The organism is Mesobacillus sp. S13 (genome assembly GCF_020422885.1).
Lineage (GTDB): Bacteria > Bacillota > Bacilli > Bacillales > Cytobacillaceae > Mesobacillus > Mesobacillus selenatarsenatis_A.
Genome location: NZ_CP084622.1, coordinates 3,032,025 through 3,055,301, shown reverse-complemented (window position 1 = coordinate 3,055,301; position 23,277 = coordinate 3,032,025). Strand labels below are relative to the sequence as shown.

Annotated in this window: 25 protein-coding genes and 1 other RNA gene; 20 read left to right on the top strand and 6 right to left on the bottom strand. The window is 42.0% G+C overall.

Annotated elements, in window-relative coordinates; translation table 11 throughout:
* The first annotated feature begins 59 nt into the window (after positions 1–59).
* The 7 genes from LGO15_RS15640 (at position 60) to LGO15_RS15610 (ending at position 5,209) form a co-directional block, all read left to right on the top strand.
* The gene (locus tag LGO15_RS15640; protein WP_226085223.1) at positions 60–890 is read left to right on the top strand and encodes a ComEC/Rec2 family competence protein; all 831 of its coding nucleotides are present in this window, start codon (positions 60–62) and stop codon (positions 888–890) included.
* A gap of 232 nt (positions 891–1,122) precedes the next feature.
* Complete coding sequence (locus tag LGO15_RS15635; protein WP_167831345.1) at positions 1,123–1,293, top strand: YpmA family protein; 171 nt, start codon at positions 1,123–1,125, stop codon at positions 1,291–1,293.
* 68 nt (positions 1,294–1,361) lie between these two features.
* Complete coding sequence (locus LGO15_RS15630) at positions 1,362–1,847, top strand: cell wall elongation regulator TseB-like domain-containing protein (protein WP_226085222.1); 486 nt, start codon at positions 1,362–1,364, stop codon at positions 1,845–1,847.
* A gap of 70 nt (positions 1,848–1,917) precedes the next feature.
* Positions 1,918–3,099, top strand: a complete 1,182-nt coding sequence (locus tag LGO15_RS15625) for a pyridoxal phosphate-dependent aminotransferase (protein ID WP_226087909.1) — start codon at positions 1,918–1,920, stop codon at positions 3,097–3,099.
* 229 nt (positions 3,100–3,328) lie between these two features.
* On the top strand, positions 3,329–4,036 hold the full coding sequence (locus LGO15_RS15620; RefSeq protein ID WP_167831343.1) for a DnaD domain-containing protein: 708 nt from the start codon (positions 3,329–3,331) through the stop codon (positions 4,034–4,036).
* Positions 4,037–4,181: 145 nt separating this feature from the next.
* Complete coding sequence (gene nth / locus LGO15_RS15615) at positions 4,182–4,832, top strand: endonuclease III (protein WP_167831342.1); 651 nt, start codon at positions 4,182–4,184, stop codon at positions 4,830–4,832.
* Positions 4,832–5,209 carry a YpoC family protein gene (locus tag LGO15_RS15610; protein ID WP_167831341.1) on the top strand — a complete coding sequence of 126 codons (378 nt, stop codon included), beginning with the start codon at positions 4,832–4,834 and terminating at the stop codon, positions 5,207–5,209. The genes nth and LGO15_RS15610 overlap by 1 nt, the downstream gene beginning before the upstream one ends.
* 49 nt (positions 5,210–5,258) lie before the next feature.
* Here LGO15_RS15610 and LGO15_RS15605 read toward each other — a convergent pair whose 3' ends face one another.
* Both LGO15_RS15605 and recU read right to left on the bottom strand, forming a co-directional pair.
* A complete protein-coding gene (locus LGO15_RS15605; RefSeq protein WP_167831340.1) occupies positions 5,259–7,802 on the bottom strand; it encodes a penicillin-binding protein 1A in 2,544 nt (847 codons plus the stop codon).
* A gap of 32 nt (positions 7,803–7,834) precedes the next feature.
* A complete protein-coding gene (recU, locus tag LGO15_RS15600) occupies positions 7,835–8,452 on the bottom strand; it encodes a Holliday junction resolvase RecU (RefSeq protein ID WP_167831339.1) in 618 nt (205 codons plus the stop codon).
* Positions 8,453–8,569: 117 nt separating this feature from the next.
* Between recU and LGO15_RS15595 the strand changes: the two genes are divergently transcribed.
* From LGO15_RS15595 to LGO15_RS15585, 3 genes are all read left to right on the top strand, one after another.
* Positions 8,570–9,562: a DUF2515 domain-containing protein gene (locus LGO15_RS15595; RefSeq protein WP_226085221.1), complete on the top strand. Its 993-nt coding sequence runs from the start codon at positions 8,570–8,572 to the stop codon at positions 9,560–9,562.
* Positions 9,563–10,010: 448 nt separating this feature from the next.
* Positions 10,011–10,265: a hypothetical protein gene (locus LGO15_RS15590; protein WP_167831338.1), complete on the top strand. Its 255-nt coding sequence runs from the start codon at positions 10,011–10,013 to the stop codon at positions 10,263–10,265.
* A 115-nt stretch (positions 10,266–10,380) separates the two neighbouring features.
* Positions 10,381–10,776: a YppE family protein gene (locus LGO15_RS15585; RefSeq protein ID WP_167831337.1), complete on the top strand. Its 396-nt coding sequence runs from the start codon at positions 10,381–10,383 to the stop codon at positions 10,774–10,776.
* Positions 10,777–11,183: 407 nt separating this feature from the next.
* Here LGO15_RS15585 and LGO15_RS15580 read toward each other — a convergent pair whose 3' ends face one another.
* Positions 11,184–11,381, bottom strand: coding sequence for a YppF family protein (locus LGO15_RS15580; RefSeq protein ID WP_167831336.1), 198 nt, complete (start codon positions 11,379–11,381; stop codon positions 11,184–11,186).
* A 191-nt stretch (positions 11,382–11,572) separates the two neighbouring features.
* On the opposite strand from LGO15_RS15580, the gene LGO15_RS15575 reads away from it, so the two are divergent.
* Complete coding sequence (locus LGO15_RS15575; RefSeq protein WP_226085220.1) at positions 11,573–12,151, top strand: YppG family protein; 579 nt, start codon at positions 11,573–11,575, stop codon at positions 12,149–12,151.
* Between the two features lie 162 nt (positions 12,152–12,313).
* On the opposite strand, the gene LGO15_RS15570 is transcribed toward LGO15_RS15575, so the two are convergent.
* Positions 12,314–12,790, bottom strand: a complete 477-nt coding sequence (locus LGO15_RS15570) for an Hsp20/alpha crystallin family protein (RefSeq protein ID WP_167831335.1) — start codon at positions 12,788–12,790, stop codon at positions 12,314–12,316.
* Between the two features lie 214 nt (positions 12,791–13,004).
* Between LGO15_RS15570 and hcp the strand changes: the two genes are divergently transcribed.
* Positions 13,005–14,306, top strand: coding sequence for a hydroxylamine reductase (gene hcp / locus LGO15_RS15565; protein WP_167831334.1), 1,302 nt, complete (start codon positions 13,005–13,007; stop codon positions 14,304–14,306).
* 77 nt (positions 14,307–14,383) lie between these two features.
* On the opposite strand, the gene LGO15_RS15560 is transcribed toward hcp, so the two are convergent.
* Positions 14,384–15,076 (bottom strand): Crp/Fnr family transcriptional regulator, encoded by a 693-nt coding sequence (locus LGO15_RS15560; RefSeq protein WP_167831333.1) that lies wholly within the window; start codon positions 15,074–15,076, stop codon positions 14,384–14,386.
* A gap of 208 nt (positions 15,077–15,284) precedes the next feature.
* Here LGO15_RS15560 and LGO15_RS15555 point away from each other — a divergent pair, with 208 nt between their 5' ends.
* The 8 genes from LGO15_RS15555 to LGO15_RS15515 all read left to right on the top strand — a co-directional run bounded on the left by LGO15_RS15555 (position 15,285) and on the right by LGO15_RS15515 (position 22,857).
* Positions 15,285–17,561: a DEAD/DEAH box helicase gene (locus LGO15_RS15555; protein WP_167831332.1), complete on the top strand. Its 2,277-nt coding sequence runs from the start codon at positions 15,285–15,287 to the stop codon at positions 17,559–17,561.
* A gap of 15 nt (positions 17,562–17,576) precedes the next feature.
* Positions 17,577–18,854 (top strand): ribonuclease H-like domain-containing protein, encoded by a 1,278-nt coding sequence (locus LGO15_RS15550; protein ID WP_167831331.1) that lies wholly within the window; start codon positions 17,577–17,579, stop codon positions 18,852–18,854.
* 386 nt (positions 18,855–19,240) lie between these two features.
* Positions 19,241–19,558 carry a CotD family spore coat protein gene (locus tag LGO15_RS15540; RefSeq protein ID WP_167831330.1) on the top strand — a complete coding sequence of 106 codons (318 nt, stop codon included), beginning with the start codon at positions 19,241–19,243 and terminating at the stop codon, positions 19,556–19,558.
* 124 nt (positions 19,559–19,682) lie between these two features.
* Positions 19,683–20,243 carry an SLOG family protein gene (locus LGO15_RS15535; protein WP_167831329.1) on the top strand — a complete coding sequence of 187 codons (561 nt, stop codon included), beginning with the start codon at positions 19,683–19,685 and terminating at the stop codon, positions 20,241–20,243.
* A gap of 119 nt (positions 20,244–20,362) precedes the next feature.
* The gene (gene gpsB, locus LGO15_RS15530) at positions 20,363–20,662 is read left to right on the top strand and encodes a cell division regulator GpsB (RefSeq protein WP_167831672.1); all 300 of its coding nucleotides are present in this window, start codon (positions 20,363–20,365) and stop codon (positions 20,660–20,662) included.
* A gap of 83 nt (positions 20,663–20,745) precedes the next feature.
* Positions 20,746–21,132: RNase P RNA component class B (gene rnpB / locus LGO15_RS15525), an RNA gene on the top strand.
* A gap of 133 nt (positions 21,133–21,265) precedes the next feature.
* Entirely contained in the window at positions 21,266–22,408 is a 1,143-nt protein-coding gene (locus tag LGO15_RS15520; RefSeq protein WP_167831328.1) for a THUMP domain-containing class I SAM-dependent RNA methyltransferase, read from the top strand.
* A 281-nt stretch (positions 22,409–22,689) separates the two neighbouring features.
* Positions 22,690–22,857, top strand: coding sequence for a hypothetical protein (locus LGO15_RS15515; protein ID WP_167831327.1), 168 nt, complete (start codon positions 22,690–22,692; stop codon positions 22,855–22,857).
* A gap of 104 nt (positions 22,858–22,961) precedes the next feature.
* On the opposite strand, the gene LGO15_RS15510 is transcribed toward LGO15_RS15515, so the two are convergent.
* A complete protein-coding gene (locus LGO15_RS15510) occupies positions 22,962–23,267 on the bottom strand; it encodes a metal-sulfur cluster assembly factor (RefSeq protein WP_167831326.1) in 306 nt (101 codons plus the stop codon).
* Positions 23,268–23,277 lie beyond the last annotated feature (10 nt).

Sequence of the window (23,277 nt, the reverse complement as noted above, 5' to 3'; positions counted from 1 at the left end):
CTTTTATATTTTCGGCTAAATGACACACTCTAAAGCTAGAAGTAATTGGAGGAGTGTACATGAAGTTGTTAATAGCTATCCTGGCTTTTATGAATTGGTACTATTTCCCTTACGAGTCCCCATCTGCACCAGTTGAGGTAGAAGGAGTGGATGTCAATCTGAAAAGAAACGAATTGGCTTTTACATTTTTAGCGATCAGCGATGGGGAGGCTGCGTTAATTCAGCATGCTAATGGCGAGAATGTACTGGTCAATACTGGAGGAAAGGGTACAATAAAAGAGATTGATCGCTTGCTGGCTCTTTTTCATGTGAAGGAATTATCGACGATAATTTTAACTACAAATAGAGGACAAGAAAATCTTGATCCATTAATCCAGAAATATAACGTACGCCGGATCTTTTCAGGTAAAGCTGGTAGTCAAGTGCTGACAGAAACATCAATTTCGACTGAAGTGAAGGTTCAAAGCTGGAAGCAGGGGGATTTGTTAAAACTTATGCCAGGATTGACCGCAGAAGTCATTTACGATGGCGATGATGTAAATGAAGGGACAGATATTTCTTTTCAATTCTTTCATCATCAGATTTTTTATGTTAGTTCTGCAAGTCATAAATCCGAACAAGCTTTTCTAAAGGAACCATTAAGGAATGTCAATATTGTCAAATTGCCATTATTCGCTGCGAAAGGGTCTTTTTCGGATTTATTGATCGAGCATCTTGATCCACAACTTGCGATCATATTCAAATCAAACTCAATTAAACCTGATCCTGATTTAGTGGAGATGCTCCATGAAGCATGGATTGATGTTTATTTCACAAAACAGCATGGGACTGTTACAATTAAACTTACTGATTCAACCTATGATGTCATAACAATTGCAAGTGAAGAATAGTGGAATTTGAAGACGCATCCATGGATTCTAAAAGCATCAACAGCAAAAAAACTGCGCATATATTGCGCAGCCATTTTGGTGTGTGTGGAACAGAAAAATATTTTTTGTGTGTCAGCGATACTCTTACCAGTGAGGACCATCTCCTGATATAATGAGTGGTGTTAATTGTATTGTTGCCAGCTTAACGTTTATATATAGATGACAAAAATTGTGTGAGAGGAGAGGGCCAGACATGGAAAGTAAAATCGAAATCGTTTCGACAGTGAAGGTCCAAAATAGTCCTGATTTATATAAAATTGTAGATGCCTTAAACAGGACATTGAAGCGCGATGACCTTATGTTCGGTCTTGCACTGGATCAGGATGATAAAGAAAAAGCAGTCTTTACCATTTATCGTACCTGATAAAAAAATCATATTGATATGAACTGCTGTTTTAAGCAGAATTGAGCATACATAAAGAAGGGATTCATGTGAAGAAATGGATATTTATCAGTATTCTCATTGTTTTTACAATAACGGGAATCCTGATCAATGTATACTTGAACGCGGTTGAGCCAGTCAAGGCAGCAGAGGAAGAGGCTGTTAAAATTGCGTCGAAAGAAACAAACCTTACCGATTTCACTAACTTCAGTTTGTACAGTGGAGAAGAAACTTATTATGTGATGACGGGGAAAAATGCCAAACAGGAACCTGTTTATGTTTGGATCAATGAAAAAAACAGAGAAATTATTACGAGAAATGCTAAAAATGGTATCACGAAAAAAGAGGCTTTAAATAAACTATATCAGGAAAAAAATCCGAATGAAATCATTGAAGTAAGGCTCGGCATGGCCAGGATCCAAAAGACGGACAGGCCGGCATGGGAAATTTTTTACCGGAACAACAGCGACACAATCAATTATTATTATATCGATTTTGATACGGGTGAAAAACTCAGAGCTATCGATAATTTGTAAGCATTTTGGAGCATTTACAGGTTGAAAAAATGTCATACATGTAAAAAACATAGGAGGTAAAGGGATGGAGATCCAATTAGCCAGCAGAGTGGGTGCACTCACTCCTTCATCGACTTTGGCCATTACCGCCAAAGCCAAAGAATTGAAAGCGCAAGGAAAAGATGTGATTGGACTTGGAGCAGGGGAGCCAGACTTCAATACGCCGGAGCATATTATCGAAGCGGCTGTCCAATCAATGAATGAGGGTTTCACAAAGTACACTCCATCCGGCGGGCTGCCAGAATTAAAAAAGGAAATAGCAGCAAAATTAAAGGCGGACCAGGGACTTGAGTATCAGTTGAATGAGATTATTGTGACAAGTGGTGCTAAACATGGTTTATACACCCTTTTTCAGGTGCTGCTCGACGAGGGAGATGAGGTCATCATCCCGATTCCTTACTGGGTCAGCTATCCAGAGCAGGTAAAGCTTGCGGGTGGAAATCCGGTTTACGTTGAGGGACTGGAGCAAAACAATTTCAAGATCACTCCGGATCAATTGAAGCAGAAGGTCACGGACAAGACAAAGGCAGTCATCATCAATTCGCCAAGCAACCCAACTGGGATGGTATATTCACAAGAGGAATTGCAAGCTCTTGGAGAAGTCTGTCTGGAAAAAGGCATTCTGATCATTTCGGATGAAATTTATGAAAAATTGATTTATGGAGAGGCTGAGCATATTTCGATTGCCCAGCTTTCAGCAGAGCTAAAAAAGCAGACGCTCATCATTAATGGTGTTTCCAAGTCCCATTCAATGACCGGTTGGAGAATTGGCTATGCTGCCGGTGATAGCAGGATCATCAATGCAATGACCGACCTGGCCAGCCATAGCACATCAAATCCGACGACTCCATCACAATATGCGACAATTGCTGCCTATGCTGGAGAACAGGAAGCTGTGGAAGTGATGCGTTCCGCGTTTGAAGAAAGACTAGAAATCATCCATGGAAAACTGAATAACATTCCAGGAATCAGCTGTATCAAGCCTCAGGGAGCGTTTTACCTGTTCCCGAATGCCAAAGAAGCAGCCATTATGTCAGGCTGCAAGGATGTAGATGAGTTTGCGGAAGTCTTACTGACTGAAGCGAATGTTGCAGTCGTTCCTGGCTCTGGTTTTGGAGCACCAGACTATATGCGACTTTCATATGCAACATCCCTTGATCAGTTGGAGGAAGCTGTCAGCAGAATTCATCGATTCATTGAAAGCCGAGCTTAAATCAGGTAGTGTGGGTTAGCGGGCTTAGTATTGGTGCGGTTGCTAAACCGTCTAGATCCATAAAACGTATGGCCCGTGATCTTGCGGGCCAGTTGTTTTTTAGGGTATTTTTTATAATATAAAAACAATACCTATTCGCTATTTTTCGACTAATTTCCCTTTTTAATCTTTTTCTATTTTATTACCAGCCGGGCTTGTTCATGCTATACTATGAAAAGAGGTGTCCGGAATGAAAAAAGCAGATATGTTAGATTGGCTGAAAGAGGGGAATGTGACAATTCCTGCTGTATTGCTTACGCAATATAAAGAAATGAGATTAAACGAACAAGAATTAGCTCTATTACTTCATGTATTCTATTTTTCTGAAAAAGGAAATGAATTTCCTACGCCTACGGAACTTGCAGCCCGCATGACGATATCGGCTTTCGAATGTACAGATTTGCTCCGAGCACTGATTCAAAGAGGGTTCATATCGATAAGTGACGGGAATTCGACGGACGGAATCAGATATGAAAAATATTCGCTGGAACCGCTATGGGAAAAGCTATTTGATCAGTTTATGCTCAAGCGGAAACAGGAAAAAGAGATTCTCAATCAGAAGGAAGAAACAGATTTATATACAACGTTTGAAAGGGAATTCGGCCGGCCGTTATCACCATTTGAATGTGAGTCACTGGCAATGTGGATGGACGATGACCACCATGATCCAATCATCATTAAAGCTGCCTTAAGGGAAGCTGTTATCTCTGGAAAATTGAATTTTCGGTACATAGACCGGATTCTTTTTGAATGGAAGAAGAATGGAATCAAGACAATCGAACAAGCCAAAAGTTATGGAAGAAAATTCAGGCAGCAACAGAGTACCCAGAAGACAGGGAAGGAAGAAACCAAAGTGTCTGCGAATCCTGTTCCATTTTATAACTGGCTTGAACAGTAATTGTAACGAGAGAATTCATCCATTCTCTCTTTTTTAATGGCTCTTTTCGTACTGGAACAATCACGAAAAGCAACTTCAATGTTAAAACAACCTTTTAATTTGGATAACTGAGCTTTAGATCAATTATAGAAAAGTGGTGAGAGAGTTGTTAAATAAACAACAAATCAGGTTTTGCCTTGATGAAATGGGCAGAATGTTCCCTCAGGCACATTGTGAGCTGGTCCACTCGAATCCTTTTGAACTTGTAATTGCTGTCGCCTTGTCTGCCCAGTGCACGGATGCACTTGTAAACAAAGTGACAAAGGATTTGTTTCAAAAATACAAAACCCCGGAAGATTTTTTGAGTGTGTCGCTGGAAGAGCTTCAGCAGGACATTCGGTCGATCGGACTGTATCGTAATAAAGCGAAAAACATCCAGAAACTATCCAGGATGATCATAGAGGAGTATGGAGGAGAAGTCCCTCGTGACAGGGATGAATTGACAAAGCTACCTGGCGTTGGCCGTAAAACTGCAAATGTAGTGGTATCGGTCGCTTTCGGCATCCCTGCCATTGCTGTGGATACGCACGTAGAGCGAGTCAGCAAGCGCCTGGCATTTTGCCGATGGAAGGATTCGGTTCTTGAAGTAGAGAAGACACTGATGAAAAAGATTCCTGAGGAAGAATGGTCCATCACGCATCACAGGATGATCTTCTTCGGCAGATATCATTGTAAAGCGCAAAACCCTAAGTGCGAAACTTGTCCTTTACTGGAGGTATGCAGAGAGGGCAAGAAGAGGATGAGGGCAAAAGCGTAATGGAAGAATTAAATACCTTATCTGTTGATCATGAAATAGCTGTGGGGGAACTACTCAACGAATGGAATCAGTGCAAGGAGCAGTTAGACTCTCATTTTAAAAACAGGGATAGCAAAATGGCAGAACCCTTGATGAGAAGGGCGATTTCATTATTTGAACAATTCCTTTTTCTATCTATCAGCCTTTCTCAAGAAACATGTTCGATTAAAGACTGTAAAATCAAGCCGGTGAATGTGGAGGAAAGGCTTGATTTCATTCTATCAAGACCAAAACTTTTTCATTCATATAAGCAGCTTGCTGAATTGTTCGCTGAACAGGAAAAGCAATTTGCTAAGCAAGCAGTATTAAATAAAACAAAAAGCAAACGTCCTGAGTGAGTCTCTGGACGTTTGCTTTTTTTGTCTATTTAGTTCGGGAAGGGGGATATTAATCGTCATCCCCATCATCATTAGCATTGCCGCTAGTGTTCCCATTATTGTTGCCGTTGCCGTTTCCATTGCCGGTTCCAGTACCATTACCATTTCCTTGTCCATCACCATTGCCTTCTCCATTACCTTCAGGGTTCTCGCCTTCTTCATCTTCATTCTCGTCGCCCTCTAAATCTGGCAGTAATGGTTCAGGAACTTCGACTTTAAGTGTTGCCGGGTCGGATTTCTGTTCACCACGAATAGCTGTAACCTTGAATGAGTATATACCGCCAGGGACGACATTGGCGATTTTCAGACTGTTTTCTGCTGTAGTGGTCAATGGCTGTTCAGGACCCTCATCAAGTGAAGCTGTTACTTCGAACTGGATTCCATCTTTATTTTCCTGTTCGATATCCCATGTCAGGATGATTTCATTTTTCGTTTCATCATATTTTGCTTCAAGCTTGGACGGAGTTTCGAGTTTTTCAAACTTCTTGGAAGTTTCCTTAGGAACATTTCCTTTCACAGCCCACTCATAAAGGATTTCCTCCTTAGGAGTGAATTCACTGGCAAGCTTCGCAGGCATAGTTCCTTTTTCGACTTTAACTCTTTCAACACTCTTAGGTACCGTAAAATCAGGTGTATCTACATCTTTTGATACATAGGTCATTAGATTCTTGAAAAGAGTCTGGGAAATTTTTTGTTCATTCCCATAAAGTGCGGTCTTTCTGTCACTATAACCAGTCCAGACAGAGGCTGTATATCTTGTTGTATAGCCAACAAACCAGGAGTCGGGAACACCGCCGTTCTTGATTCCCCATTTATTTATTTCATCTTGTGTGTAATTCGTTGTTCCAGTTTTTCCGGCTACATGAAGGTTGGATATGTTTGCGTATGTTGCCCCAGTTCCTTGTTTGATAGCCGTCTTCAGCATATCGGAAATCATGAAGGCTGTGTAATCCTTCATGACCACTTCAGTTTCAGGTGTAAGGTCAATTTCTGTCTTGTCACGGAGTACAACCTTTTTGACTGAATATGGCTCTGTAAAGAATCCGTTGTTACCGAATGCTGCATAGGCACCAGCCATTTCGATCGGGGCAATTTCCTTAGCACCGATTGAAGCTGATTCATAAAAAGGATCATCTAGTGTCAAACCAAGGTTGGTCCCGAATTCCCTTGCTTTTTCAAGACCTACAGCCTGGAAGGCCTGCAGGGCAGGGATGTTGATCGATTTTGCCAGAGCCATTCTCATGGTCATGACTCCGTTATACTTGTCGTTCCAGTTGCCGATTGGTTCACCGTTTGAATAGGTCATAGGCTTATCTTCAAGCATATGATAGGTACCCCAGCGCAAATGCTCAATCGCCGGTCCATAATCAAGAATTGGCTTGATGGTCGATCCTGGCTGCCTTGTTACATCAATCGCATAATTCAGTCCACGTTTGACCTGCTGTTTTCGACCGCCGCCTATCGCGCGTATTTCTCCTGTCTTCGTATCCAGAAGGGTAATGCCTGCCTGCATTTCATTATTAGGAAATTGTACAGCAGCATCTGTATTCAGGATATTCTCTACATGCTTTTGTGCGTTTTGGTCTAGCGTTGTATATATTTCAAGGCCATCGGAAAAAATATCAAAATCGGTTTTTTCGGTTACTTCCTCAATGACCATATCCACGAAGGCATCAAACGGTTCTTCATCTTTGTTTTTCCTGTTCTCTTCCTTTACCAAGCTGGATTCAACAGGGATTTTCTGTGCTTTTTCTTTTTCTTCCTTTGAAATGAAACCATGCTGGTGCATCAGATATAATACCGTGTTCCTGCGCTTTTCTGCATTTTCAGGGTTCGTAAATGGGTTGTAATTATTAGGACTTTGCGGCATACCTGCAAGCAGGGCAGCTTCATGAAGCTCAAGCTCACTTAGATCTTTGCCGAAGTAAGTTTTTGATGCTGTCAGGACACCGTGCATATTCTCTGACATATAAATCTTATTAACATACATTTCAAAAATTTGTTGTTTTGTATATTTTTGTTCGAGCTGGTAGGCAAGCCATGCTTCCTGTGCTTTCCTTGAAATCGTTTTTTCAAAGCCAAGGAAGTAGTTTTTGACAACCTGCTGTGTGATAGTGGAAGCACCTTCGGATCCAAATCCATCAGTAATGTTCGCAAGAACTGCTCCTCCAAGACGGATGACGTCGATACCATTATGTTTATAGAATCTGACATCCTCTGTCGCTAAAAAGGCGTTTTCCACTAGCTTTGGTATATCTTCATAGGCAACATAGTCCCTGTTCTGCGACCCGACTTCTGTTACAAGCTCTTTGTCTTTATCATAGATTTTGGAGGATATAGGGTCTTTAAGCAAGCTTTCATCAAGTTTTGGCGTATCCTGTATCATGAATGCAAAGGTAGCGATACCAGTCAGCATGCCAATGATGCCAAGGGCAATCAGCGTAAGGAAGATTTTCTTGAACATTCCCTTTTTTGCTTTTTTGCCTTTTGTTTTCTTATTCTTGGCTGCCTGCTGTCTACGTCGCTCCTCCCTAGTTTGAGGTTTCTGTGCCATATATAGTTCATTCCTTTCTCGCAATAAAAAAACTAACTAAGTTTATAAAGATAATCGATAACTTTTATATAGTCAATCCTTGGATGAAGTCCAAGAGGAATCTGGTGGCCCGATTCGACGACCTCTTCCTTTGTGATTGACTTCCTGCCGCCAGTGATCATCCTTTCCCAAAAACTAAGCAAATGGCTGGCTTCAAGGAGGTAAATCTCTTCTTCTGTCGAGAAGCGGAGGATCACAAAACATATGCCTCCTTGCTCTAGCACGCCTTTCATATGGACGATCTGATGTTCGTGAAAGTTTTTCAAAGGAAATGATGTTGAAAACTTTGTCTCTTTGGCTTCAAAATCAATGTACTTCCCCCTGTAAACCCCATTATAGTCTGTAGTAGAAGCTTGTTTAAAGTATGCCTCTTTTATAACAGCTGCACTCCTGCGCGGATAATCCACATTAACGATTTGGACGGGTGTCGGTTTTTTATGGATTACGGCTATGCCACGATCAAGATAGTAGGAGTTCGTTTCATTCAGGTCCTCCTCTAATGTCATCCCTCTATTGCTGTAGGCTGCGTTTTTCTGCATCCGGGCCTTCTTTGCCGGCTCTTTATTAGTGTTTGGAGTATATTTTTTCCCATTTGGATAATTGAATATCAAGCTAACCACCTCGCAGACTACTCTATATCATACCAAATATCAAAGGACTTTGGTTGAATAAAAAGCCTCATTTCAATTCACCCTATAAAGAACCTATAGAAAAGGAAGAGAAAAGGTGTGTCAATAACCCAAAATCCTCAATTTCATCATCTGTGTGACCACGAAGTCGAGGTCATAGATAAAATCAGGCTGCAAACAGAAGAAAAGAATCTTGATAATATCTCAAGAACAAGTGCCTATCTTGACTTCTATCTGGAATATCCAGAAATGATCTGGTCGTTCCTCGCCAGTATGGTTTCTAGGAATGGCGGTTATAATATGTGCGACCTGGAGGGGGACTGGTTCCCGAAGTTTCTGGATCCTCCAATCCGGAAGCGGTTGTTCCTCACATATGAAAGGGCGAACTGGCTGATTTTCCGAGATGCCTATTCTCAGCTCCTTTTATACTCTTATTCGACGAAAAAAAGCTCACCAATGTTTCACTTGCTGAAATTCCTGGATGTTTCAACCTTCATGGAAAAGGAATGGCTGGTATTTTGGAAGTACGGAGATAAGAAGAGGCTTATGACAGCTTTGATCATTAATGAACAAAACGTAATTCATAATCCTGTCATTAAGCATCATGTATACAAAAAAAGAGTATTCAATACCATGATGTTTTCCTTTGAAGACCATCTGCATTTCAGTACGGTTCTTTTCCCGACGTGCCACGGAGAACTATACGGGGCAAGTGTGAATGGATTCAAATCTGTCAGTAAAAGAATCAATCTTGGAAAACGGCTTGCTTCTATATTATTTGACCAGCGATACTATCCATTGTTTTTAGAATTTGCGATTCAAACGGAACATACTGCTTCAAGACATGATTATGAAAAGTACTTTTCTAGTCGAAAAAAAAGAGACACTCCATTCCTTCGCTGCACCTATCCTATCATCCAGCATCATTTCCATAAGCAAGGTGACTGGTATAAAGAGAGGGGATTACGAAAGAAGTGGTTCAGTCACGAACTTAACCACAGGCATCCTGTTCATCTGACACGGTGGTACAAACAAAAACAGAAACAACTGCATGCCTTGATTTCAATGAAGGAGTTATTCACCAGTGACTGAAGCAAACAAAAAAGCAAGGGATCTCCTTGCTTTTTTGTTCATTAATCCAGTTCCTAGCCCTTGAAGTCGATTGTGCATATTGGTTCATTCTGCTGGACGGTTTGGTCCTTCAAGCTTTTTGTCGCCATATCCTGTTTTCTTCTCGGTGGTTTTACCCGGCTGCTGTGCAGTTTTCTGTTGTTTTTTATTCATGTGAACACCTCCCGAGATTAGTTTGTTCATTTGCTCGTTTTTCATTCGGTAATTGGATGTCGAAGGCTGTAATCATTGTTGCTGAAAAGCACTTTGTTTGGCGAATCTCTTCTAGTTTTGTCATCGTTGAAGGAGGTTTCAGCGATGAGTAGAATTTACAAGTAGAGTTGTTATATTTCCGTAGATTAGATTCTTTGACGTGCAGCTAAATGTTTCTGCCAGCCCATAAAGTTACTATAGTAAGGAGAGATGTCCGGTGAGACCAGGAATTGAAAAGGAAGAGATTTTAGGGATGTTGACGGATATGGCCCATAGTCTTGAAGTGACAGATATGAACCTGCATCATTGTTTGACGGAAATCCGAAAAACAATGTATGGAACACATTCCATGCAATTAGCAGAAACCAGCATTCTTTTAGAGAGAATGGAAGGGAAACTGCCTGAGTCAATGAACCCTGCCTTACAGGCAAAGTCTGAACAGCTGTCTTTAAAACTTGAAATGAGTTTTTAATATATAATAGAATAAGACAACGTTAAGTAGCTTTTTACAGAAGGCTGCTTTTTTCTTTGAATGATGAAAAATATGGATAGGCAAAGGTAAATAAAATAGAAATGAAGAAAGTGTGATGAACGTGGAACTGGAAAATAACATTCTCGCATTGTCCAGAAAGCTGCTGGAGAATATGGACACTGCTTTTAAAAGATTTCACCATTCCAAGGAAGAGGGAGTCAGAGGCGACTTTCATACTGAAGTAAAGCCATTTGCTGATGAGGTGAAAACGGCGACAGATGCCTGGAGACAATCAGCTGTGCAATGGGTAAAGATTAATAGACCGAAAAACCTACACGCCAATCAAATCGAAACGGCCGCTGACTATTTGGAGGTCATCTCTGTGCAGGCTTTTTTCCCTGAAACAAGCAAAAAAAGATTCCTTGACCAGGTGCAGTCAGTCGAATACATTCTAAAAAGTATGATCCTTGCCATCGAACAAGCTGACAGTAAGCATGGCAGCGAAAGATAAAAGAAGAGTAGGCTAGGTGTGGTGACATTAAAAAGGAGAAGAAAAAATTCATCTTTGATTAAAGTTAGTATTAAAACCTGAGTTGATTGGAGTGGAAGGTGCGAAGACTCCTCCAAAAATGCTAACGCATCTCCATCGTGCGTGGGCAGGTTCGTGGCAGCTCAATCAATGTCCTGCGGCGTCAGCTGGCCAGGTGAGACCCCGCAAGAGCAAAGCGATGAGGAGGCTCAGCGCCGGCCCCAAGGAAGAATTGCTTATGAAAAAGACGGCAGTTGGTCTTTTTCATATTCTTCCAGCGGAAAGCGAAGCGCCTGGAACGGAAATCAACGGACCATTTAACAAACTATCCTAAAAACAAAGAGGGTGTCCTAAAGTTTATATCTTTTGGGACACCCTCTTCAACATGTTTATATGGATATTTCTTTCTCTTCTTCAGGGATGACGGCACCTTGCAATTCCAGTTCACGAACCAGGTTCCGGTATTCTAAAATGGTAATGTCATTTTGAATATACGATTTTTTAGTGAAATCAAGCAATTCATTTACATGTTCCGGAGTATATGCTTTTGTCTCGGCAAATAGATTTTTCAGTTCGTGAACGTTCATCTTTCATCCTCCTCCATCATTTGAAATAATCGTATCATGAAAATACAATTGGCTTTTATTTTTCAAAAATTGAAACTTCCGACAACATATTTCACCATTAGACAAAATCGGAAGTACCTTCCAGCCTTATCACCAACTGGGCGGCCATAACATATAATATCGTAATGAAAACCCGGAGGAGGATGTTCGCCATGTTTGGCCGCAGAAATAAGACGAATGCCTATCATCCACAATGGTGGGAAAATCAACAATACCTTGATCCGAATTTTATATACGGAAATCATCAAGATATGAACCGGCAGCAACCGCTCCCTCAACAATATAATCCTTCATATTGGAATTCGATGCCAGGAAACTGGCAAAACCAATATATGCAGCAGGAGAACCCGGTGAATCCGTATATGGGGCAGGGCAGTCCGATGAATCCCTATATGCAGCAGGGAAATTCCTATTGGAACCAAGTTAATCCAATGGCTGGGAATAAAAATGACTATTCAAAAATGCTTTTCCAAAATCCGCTAGAGCCTGAGGGTGACCCTATTTATGGATATTATAACCCTCAAGCAGATTATCAGAATTTCAATCCATATCCTCAATATGCGTTCATGCCGAAGCAGTCATCTGGTCTGCAATCGATCATGAACTCGTTTAAAAGCCAGGATGGCAACCTGGACGTCAACAAAATGGTGGATACGGCCGGTCAGATGATGAATGCAGTGACCCAGGTCTCTTCGCTCGTCAAAGGCCTTGGCGGGATGTTCAAGGTTTAGGTGAGATGGAGGTTTTCTCAATTCTCGAAATGTTATGAGGAGATTAAAAGCTATTGGAATAAAAAACAAGCAGGCCATTTAATTAGCCTGCTTGTTTTTTGATGGTACCCTTATGCAAGGTCTTCGTCAGCTATAAGGGTACGATAATAGATTTTTATCATCTCATCCATCATGTTCTGGCAATATATCAATCTTCTTGCCTTGCTTTTTCGCGACCTTGACTTCAAGCAGTCCGTCACGATAGGATGCTCGGGTCTTTCTTTCATTGACAGGGACAGAAAAGGGAATCGTCCTGCTTAACTGCCGTGTCGATGCCATGTGCCTTTCTGTTTTGGCGATATCATTGATCTCTGAAGTGACGTCAGTTTGGTTGACCAATATTGTCAGGGAGTTATTGATAATATTAATAGAGATTTGGTCTCTCTTTACTCCTGGCAATTCCGCTTTCACAATATACTCTTTTTCAGTTTCATTTAGTGCTACATTGAAAGGGGAATGTGGAAAGGGCTGTCTGAAAAAATCATCAATGCTTTGCAATATGCCTTTAACTGGCTTCTCTTGCATCAGTTGATTCATAGATTTGAACCAGTGTTCAAGGGCTTCATGTCTTTTTGGGCGGTCAGGATGGTTGGTTGCCATCGATGAACATCCTCCTCTGCAGAAATTCTTATAATAGGATATGGAGAGAGGAATGTCCCTGTTCAATGTTATGTGATTTTATAGCTTCATTGTATCGCCTTAGTTTTTTGAACACTTTGTGAAAAATGCCTTTAGTGTGATTTAGGTCACATAACCAGATTTTCATCCTCTGTATGCTGTAAAAGTAAATAACGCAGAAGAGGGGAATACACATATGTTTTGTTACCAATGTGAACAAACGCCAACAGGAGGATGTAAAGTTGTTGGTGTGTGCGGAAAAGATGAAACAATCGCAAGTCTTCAGGACACAATGATTTTTGCTTTGAAGGGAATCGCAGCATATAGAACCCATGCGAACCAGCTTGGCTTCACAGATCCATTTGTTGACGCTACAACCCATGAAGCATTATATATGACTTTAACCAACTCAAACTTTAATGTTCAAGAACATATCGATATGGCAATGAAGGTTGGCCAGTCAGCTGTACGTGTGATGGAAATGCTTGATGAGGCACACACCAGCCGCCTTGGAATTCCGCAGCCTGTGAAGGTCAGCCAGAATAAGATTGAAGGGAAGGCAATCGTCGTTACTGGACATAACCTGTTCGCGCTGGAAGAATTGCTTAAACAAACAGAAGGTAAAGGAATCAACATCTATACTCACTCCGAAATGCTCCCGGCCCATGGCTATCCAGCATTGAAGAAGTATCCTCATCTTAAGGGGAATATCGGAAAAGCCTGGTTTGACCAGCGCCGCCTGTTTGAAAAGTTCCCAGGAGCGATCTTGGCTACGACAAACTGTGTTATGCCAATCAAAGGCTCATATGCAGACCGTATGTTTACATATGAAGTCGCAGGCCTTGAAAATGTAAGAAAAATTGAAAATGACGATTTCTCCATGCTGATTGAAAGAGCATTGGAGCTTCCTGAAGCTAATATGGAATCAGAAGAGACATTGGTGACAGGATTCCACCATGAGACAGTGATCGGCCTGGCGCCAGAGGTTATTGAAGCTGTTAAAGCTGGTAAGATCAAGCGCTTCTTCGTCATTGCGGGCTGTGACGCACCAGGTAAAGGTGGAGAATATTACCGTGAGCTTGCAACATCTCTGCCTCCTGAAGCTGTTATCCTGACAACTTCATGCGGGAAATTCCGTTTCAATGATGTTGATTATGGTGTAGTTCCAGGAACAAATATCCCGAGATACCTTGATCTTGGTCAGTGCAATAACTCTGTATCCACTGTAAAAATCGCGAAGGCGCTTGCTGATGCGTTTGAATGTGACGTTAACGAACTGCCTGTCAGCATCGTACTATCATGGTTCGAGCAAAAAGCTGTTGCTATCCTGCTTGGGTTATTCAGTATGGGAATCCAGGATATCCGCATTGGACCAAAGCCGCCAGAATTCATTTCTGATGGAGTGATGGAAGTGCTTCAGGAAACATTCAATCTGAAGCTGATCACTACTGCACAAGAGGATATGGAAACAATGATGGGATTAAGCAAAACTAAATAATAAAGTTGAACGCCCGGAGCTGGCTCCGGGCGTTTAATTATGTTTGCTTTGAGGATGACTGTAATCAATGAAGAAAACTAAACAAGCTCATCCATCAAAACATCCGTGTCCAAAATCATGTTCCCGTTTGAATCGGTAAGGATTAGTTCATCTTTTTTCATCTTAGTTAACGTCCTGCTTACCGTTTCCCTGGTAGTTCCAATCATATTGGCGAGATCTTTATTGGTGAAATCAACTTTCAACAGAACCTTGCCATCCTCCTGCTTTTTACCATGAAGCTCACCTAATCTAATCAAAAGTTTTATAATCTGTTCATAGGTGTTGTTCAGTATTTGTGCTTCAAGTCTTTCCTGAAGGTCAACAATTTTTTCACCAAGGACCTTGAATACCTTGATGCTTAAGTGGGGATTATCTACAAGGACTTTCTCGAATTGTGAAATCGGAACAACGACAAGGCTTGCCTGCTCCAAAACCTCGGAAAATCCTGGATAACCTCCTTTCCTGAAAAAACCGACATGCGGGAACATTTCACCTTTCTTCAGGATGGCGACAATCTGCTCCCGGCCATTTGCGTCACTTTTATATATTTTGACCTTTCCTTCATGGATGAAATACACATTTTCAAGTGGATCACCCTGCATGAAAATATGGCTGTTTTTCTTCCATTCCCGCGAGATTGATATATCTACTATTTTATCAAGTTCATAATCATCAAGGTCCCTGAACAAAGAAAACTTGGACAGGACACTTCTTACCTCATTCTTATCCAAAAGAAACACCTCTATCAGCGGTTTGTCCCCTCTATTTTAGCAAATGGCTGTATTAAATGACACCACTCATTGCTTTATGGACAATTGGATAGTTAATAAAAAATGATCAGGCAGTTTGTATACCAAAAAATAGCAGTTTATTTAAATGAACTTTTATCTTTTGCAACGAACGTTTATTCGGTAAAATAGTGATAACGAGGTGAACGCTATGAAGGTCCGCAAAAACATGCAAGAAATATTGCAAGATTTAAAGGTTAGTGAATCGGTTAAGAAGAATATTGTCCACTGGCATACGATTGAAGAGCGAGAAGCCCGAACGGAGGAAATGCCAGAGGAATTGAGCGGGATATTAAAAGGTGCACTAGAACGACGAGGGATTTCCCGTCTTTATACACATCAGAAGTCCTCTTATGATCAAATCATGCAGGGACGCAGCATCGTGGCTGTCACGCCGACTGCATCAGGGAAAACACTGTGCTATAACCTGCCTGTGCTTCAATCAATCATTGATGATCCGAACGCAAGAGCTCTGTATATGTTTCCTACCAAAGCGCTTGCCCAGGACCAAAAGAGTGAAATCAATGAATTGATACAGGAGGCTGAGCTGGCGATCAACAGCTATACATATGACGGAGACACTCCGTCTAATATACGCCAGAAGGTCAGGAGGGCAGGGCATATCGTTATTACAAACCCGGACATGCTCCATTCCGCGATTCTGCCGCACCATACAAAGTGGGTTTCACTTTTCGAAAATCTTAAGTATGTCGTTATTGATGAATTGCATATTTACAGAGGGGTCTTTGGCAGCCATGTGGCAAATGTCATAAGAAGGTTAAAGAGAATTTGCCAGTATTATGGAAGCGACCCTGTTTTCATCTGCACCTCGGCCACGATTGCGAACCCGCTTGAACTGGCTGAAGGCCTGACTGAAAAGGATATGGTGTTGATCGACAACAATGGAGCTCCCACAGGGCGAAAGCATTTTTTATTCTATAATCCGCCAGTCGTCAATATCCCGCTGAATGTCCGCAGAAGTGCGACACTTGAAACGAGAAGGCTCGCAGGTGAGTTCCTGAAAAATAAGATCCAGACCATCGTTTTTGCTAGAAGCAGGGTGAGAGTCGAAATCCTGCTTACCTATCTTCAGGAACTGGTCAAGCACAAACTGGGGCCAAAGGCGATCAGAGGATACCGTGGAGGTTATCTTCCGACAGAAAGGCGAGAAATTGAAAAAGGGCTGCGCTCTGGTGACATCTATGGGGTAGTCAGTACAAATGCATTGGAACTGGGTGTAGATATTGGACAGCTACAGGTATGTATCATGAACGGTTATCCGGGGACGATTGCCAGTGCCTGGCAGCAGGCAGGACGGGCTGGACGCCGTCACGGAGAATCGGTTGTCATCATGGTGGCAAGTTCCAGTCCGCTCGATCAGTACGTGATCCAGAATCCAGATTACTTTTTTAACCGAAGTCCGGAAACGGCGAGAATCAATCCAGATAATCTGATTATCCTGATCGACCATATCAAATGCGCTTCCTATGAATTGCCGTTCAAAAAAGGCGATACGTTTGGTGCGGCTGAAATCGAAGAGATACTTGAATATTTGACAGAGGAACGGATCCTGCACCAGAACGGTGACAAATGGTTCTGGATGAATGACGCTTTCCCGGCACACAATATCAGTTTGCGTTCAGCATCACAGGAAAATGTAGTGATCATCGACCAGTCAGATGTAGCCAATGTCAGGGTAATTGGCGAAATGGATACTTTTTCAGCGATGACATTGCTGCATGAAGAGGCCATTTATCTTCATCAGGGTATCCAATTCCAGGTGGAAAAGCTTGATTGGGAAGAGAAGAAGGCCTTTGTCAGGGAAGTGGATGTAGATTATTTTACAGATGCCAATCTTGCTGTCCAACTTAGTGTCCTTGAGGAAGATAAAATGAGGGGCAATGAAGAAACAGAAATTGGATATGGAGATGTCAGTGTAAGGGCAATGGCAACCATTTTCAAAAAAATCCGATTCGAAACGCATGAGAATATCGGTTCTGGACCGATTTTCCTTCCGGAAGAGGAGCTCCATACAAGCTCGGCCTGGATATCTTTAAACAAAGAACTGTCTGAATTTGGCGATGACCGCCTTGAAGAAGGGTTGATTGGCACATCACAGGCACTAAAGCACATCGCACCATTATTTGTCATGTGTGATCCTTCCGACGTGCATGTAGTCCCTCAGGTCAAGGCTGCCCATAATGAAAAGCCAACCATCTTCTTCTATGACCGCTACCCGGGAGGAATCGGGTTAAGTGAAAAAATATATAGCGGTATTGAAGAGATTTTGAACCAAACTAAGCAAATGGTCTTGAATTGTCAATGCTCTGACGGGTGCCCGTCTTGCATCGGAACGGATACGACATCGATTCACTCTAAGAAAGATGTAGTAAAACTTCTGGATTTATTTCTTAAAGCAGCTGTGTAGGAAAGGAGGGGGGATATGAGTCTTAAAAATAAATTGAACAGACTGAAACCCCATATAAAAAGTGGGGTTGAAAAACCAAAGATGGAGCCGGCAAAGGCTGAAGGGACGCCAGACATACCGTTTCTTGATGTCTGGGAACAGGAACAAGTTTCCCCCTTCTATTTTGATGGCCAATATTGTCTTGTCAGGGAAGTTAGTTATCCTCTTGACCATCAGCATGGTAATTACCAATTCGGAGACTTTCTGGAGGCTGTTTCGCTTTGGAACAAAGAGCAGACAAAGCATCCGCTTTCCGCAGTCGGCCACACTCCTAATGACCTTGTGTTTTTTGATACCGAAACGACAGGCCTTGGGGGTGGAGCTGGGAATACGATCTTCCTGCTAGGCCATGCGTCGATTTCAGGGGACTCGGTGAAATTGAAACAGCATATCCTGCCGAATCCAGGAGCGGAAGTAGCGCTTTACCAGAGTTTTTTAACCAATGCTGATTACACAACATTGGTTACATACAATGGCAAGGCTTTCGATTGGCCACAGGTCAAAACGAGGCATACTCTTGTCCGTGACCATGTACCCAAACTACCTTCATATGGCCATTTTGATTTGTATCATGCAGCGAGAAGATTGTGGAAGCATAAGATTGAGCGGATGAAGCTCAGCATTGTGGAGCAAGAAGTCTTGGGTCTTGAAAGAAAGGACGATATTCCTGGCTTTTTGGCACCCATGATTTATTTTGACTTTCTGGAGCGTAAGGACCCTGAAGGCTTGCTGGGTGTCATAAAGCACAATGAAACGGATATTTTGTCATTATTGACTCTTTATACACATTTAACCTTCCAGATTCTCGGAAGGGACCGGACACAAACACCACGGGAAACTTACGAGGTGGGAAGATGGTTCTCCTATCTTGGACAGTCAGAAAAAGCGAAGCAAGCATTCACAGGTCTCCTTAACGATGGGAATGAGGAAGAGATTTCAGCCAAGCATGCCCTGGCTTTTGAGTACAAAAAACAAAAAGAATGGCATAAAGCTGTCGAACTTTGGATCGAAAGCGCAGCCGCAGGTACAAGAAAGCAGCAGCTAGAAGCGTGCATTGAGCTAGCTAAGCATTTCGAGCATCGCGCAAAAAACCTTGGAATGGCTATGAAATATTGCCTGCTTGCTGAAGAATTTCACCACAAGAATAAAGGGACAGCAAAAAAAGACATGATTTTTGCCGAAGAGCTCAAAAAACGGATCAGGAGGATTTCCCGAAAACAATTTCCCGGGGAAGCGCATGATTCGTCAAATTGAATCGATATTTTAGCAGGTTTCGTCAAAGAATCTGTAATTGTAACAAAATTTTAACATTTATCCATTCAAAACCTGTAATATCCTGTTGTATGTATGGTTTCGACATTGTAAAATGTAAAATTGTATGGTGTTAAAAAACAATATAATTTTACGGGGCGGGTTTGATGTATAAAGCGGTATTAGTTCTATATTTTGTCGTGATTACTCTCATCGCTGTAATTTTCAGCGGTCTTAAGGACAACTTTTACACATTCCTTTAAGAATCAAAAATTGGACTGCATTGCAGATTCTTTTGAAAAATAGGTGTTTTCATTAGTACAAGACGCATGGCTACTTCATAGGCTGATAATGTAAACAATAAGTCTAAATGAAAGGAGTTATGCACTATGCACTGCAAGCCGACACATGTATTGCCAACGGTAGTTCATCCTACTAAGTGCTGCACGAACCATAACTTTGTAAACAATGTGGTTCCGCATGTTCATCCAACACACACTACCAATGTAAACCACATCAATTATGATCATGTCCATTATTTCCCGCAAACACAGTCCACAGTTAATCAGGTAACACATCAGAATCACTATGGCGGACCTGGTCCAGTGCCAGGCGGAGTGGCTCCAGTTGGACCTAGGCCTCGCCCGGGATTTGGCGGTCCAGGATTTGGTGGACCAGGATTTGGCGGTCCAGGATTTGGTCGATAAAATGACTTCAACAAGGGCTCTAGCAGCCCTTGTTTTTTTAAAAATATGAGGTGTAATATTTGCAGCTTAAAGGGAATACCTTCAATATGGAGTTATGACAAATCACTATTTCAAAGGAGAAACCATGGCAAAAGTAGCTGCGATATCAGGGTATAAACCATTTGAAATTGGCGTATTCCAGCATGATCATCCAGCGGCTGAATACATAAAGATGGCGATAAGAAAAAGCTTGATTCCTTTAATTGAGGATGGCCTTGAATGGGTGATGATCAGTGGACAGCTCGGTGTCGAATTATGGGCTGGTGAGGCGGTATTTGAACTTCAGGAAGAATATCCTGATCTCAAACTCTCGGTGTTCACTCCCTTCCTTGATCAGGAGGACACATGGAAGGATTCCAATAAAGAGTGGTATGAATCCGTGCTTGCTGGAGCTGACCATGTGGATTCAATTACTAAGAAGCCTTACGAAAAACCATGGCAATTCAGGCTGAAGAACCAGTTTTTCATAGAAAAAAGCGATCTCCTTGTTCTCCTATACGATCCTGAAAAGGAAGGCAGTCCTAAATTCATATATGAAACAGCTAAAAAATATCAAGAAAAAAATGAATATGATATCAGATTGATCACTTTATATGATTTACAAATGGTGGTCGAAGAGGAACAATTGAAACAGCAGGGGTTTTAAACAAATGCTTCATTCCTAAAATTGCAAACACGAAATAAGCCTTATAAAAGAAAAATTGACAAATCGCCTTGTTTTTGAAAAAATAAATGTGACGATTGGGGTATATTGAGGTGAATGGAATGCTATCCGATAAAATACAGTTAACTGCTAAAGATATTTTAGAAAAAGAATTCAAAACAGCAATGCGTGGTTACAAGCCAGAAGATGTTGATAAGTTTCTCGATACGATCATCAAGGATTATGAAGTGATGCAGCAGGAGATTGAGGAGCTGCAACAGGACAATCTTCGCCTTAAGAAGCAGCTTGATGAAGCTTCGCGCCGACCAAGCACACAGGCAGCTGGCACAACGAATTTCGATATTCTTAAGAGGCTTTCGAACCTTGAAAAGCATGTTTTCGGTGATAAGCTTTACGATTAATCCAGCATTTTCTAGTTTTTGAAATGTATTACCATTGCTTTTCCGATCTATATTTCATATAATGTTTCTTGTAGCTGTTAATAACGTTCGGGTAATCGCTGCAGCACTGCTGCAGAGGAAAGTCCATGCTCGCACAGGCTGAGATGCTTGTAGTGTTCGTGCCTGGCCAATTCATAAGCCAGGGCAGTCGGGCTCACGCTCGGCTGACGGCCGGGAAAATGCCTAAGTCGGCAACGATATGGCATGAATACCTATAAAAGTGCCACAGTGACGGAGCCTTTCGAGAAATCGGAAGGGTGGAACGAGGTAAACCCCACGAGCGAGAAACCCAAACGATGGTAGGGGCACCTTCCTGGAGGAACTGAACAAAGGGAAGGACAGATGTTTTCATCTGTAGATAGATGATTACCGCCGGAGTACGAGACTTTTGGTCGTTTGCAGTACGAAGGTACAAAACATGGCTTACAGAACGTTATTAATGGATTTGTATGAGTGTTTACTAAAGCTCTCCTTTTGCCAGGAGAGCTTTTTTTATGTATATTAAGTGTTATTGGGCAACTTAATAATTGGATACATAAGATATTGGATATAAAGGGTGAAACGATGAAGAATTTTGATATAATCGCAACGTCTGCAATGGGTTTGGAAGCCATCGTTGCAAAGGAAGTCCGTGACCTAGGATATGAGTGCCAGGTTGAAAATGGGAAAATTACCTATAAGGGAGATGCGCGCGCTATTGCGAGAAGCAATATGTGGCTGCGTACAGCTGACCGGATCAAAATTAAAATAGGCGAATTCAAGGCTTATAGCTTTGACGAACTCTTTGAAAAGACAAAGTCGCTTCCATGGGAAGAGTTTTTGCCGGAGAATGCTGAATTCCCTGTTTCGGGCAAATCAGTGAAATCGAAGCTTTTCAGCGTATCCGACTGTCAGGCAATTGTGAAGAAAGCAGTCGTCGAACGCTTGAGAACATCTTATAAGAAGACTGGCTGGTTTGAAGAAAACGGTCCTCTTTACAAGATTGAAGTTGCGCTGCTTAAAGATGTTGCCACAATTACCATCGATACAAGCGGAAGCGGACTTCATAAGCGCGGCTACAGGACAGGCCAGGGGGAGGCTCCATTGAAGGAGACCCTTGCAGCTGCTTTGGTCATGCTGACAAACTGGAATCCGGACAAGCCTTTTGTTGATCCGTTCTGCGGATCTGGAACGATTCCGATTGAAGCTGCATTAATCGGGCAAAATATTGCGCCGGGCTTTAACAGGGAATTTGTATCGGAAGATTGGCCGATTTTCCCTGATGCAGTTTGGGATGAAGTGAGGATGGAAGCGGAAGACCTTGCAAATTACGATCAGCCGCTCGATATTAGCGGAATGGATATCGACCACCGTTTGGTAAAAATCGCCGAAGAGAATGCTTTTGAAGCCGGTCTTGGCGACTTGATCACATTCAAGCAAATGCGTGTCCAGGACTTTACAACAAAAAAAGAGTACGGCGTCATTGTCGGCAACCCTCCATATGGGGAGCGGTTGGGTGAAAAGAAAGCTGTAGAAGAAATGTACAGCCAGATGGGCAAGGCATTTGCTCCGCTGGATACATGGTCCATCTATATGCTGACATCGAACGAGAACTTTGAACAAGTATACGGAAAGCCGGCAACAAAGAAGCGTAAGCTGTTCAATGGATTCATCCGCACAGATTACTACCAATACTGGGGCAAACGCCCGCCAAGAACCGATAAATAAACACGAAGCCTCCTGTATGACCAGGAGGCTTTTTGTTATTTGGACATACACTGCTAATTTTCAAGAATAAATAAAGGTGAAGGTGAATAAAATACATTTATATTTGAATTTTGTAAAAGGTAAGAAAGTATCAACTTTTTACACTTGAATTTGTGCCTAGCTCCTCGAGACGTTTCGGTCTGCCCAATGAAGTCAAAGAGTGACTTCAGTGGTCAGCCCTCCAACGCTTGTCGGGGCTGACCAAGGCGCTTACGCATTTCTTATGAAACGGAGGGATGGCAATGAATTATTCTTTTATCGACTTCCAACGTATATCAAAAGCTCTGACAACCAGCAGCGAGGCATTGCGTAATGAAATGCAGACTGATGAAATGCAGTCGGCAGAATTGCAGGAAGCGGAAAATAACTTACGTCAGGCATTGTCATTTGGCCTTTCAACACCTAAATAAATACATGCAAAAAACGCTTGGAGCCCAAGCGTTTTTTTACTTTCCATAAATCTTTCAGCCAGTTTAGGAGCTGTTCTGTTTAGAACAGTTAGGGTGATCCTCAGTTAAAAGCCCTGAAGCAGCCTTTTTCCATCCTCGGTCATCCGATCCGGTGTCCAGGCCGGCTCCCAGGTCAATTGGACATCTGCATGATCAATTTCCTCCATGCCTTGTACGCAATATTTAATGCCACTGGCAATGCTGTCATGAAGAGGGCAGCCTGGTGTCGTTAAAGTCATCAATACTCTTGCTGTGCGAGGTTCCGGTACATCGATTTCATAAATCAATCCTAGATCTACTACATTAATATTTAACTCAGGATCGATTACAGTTTTTAAATTTTCCCTGATTTTATCCTTTAATTCTGTCATTGCAATTTCC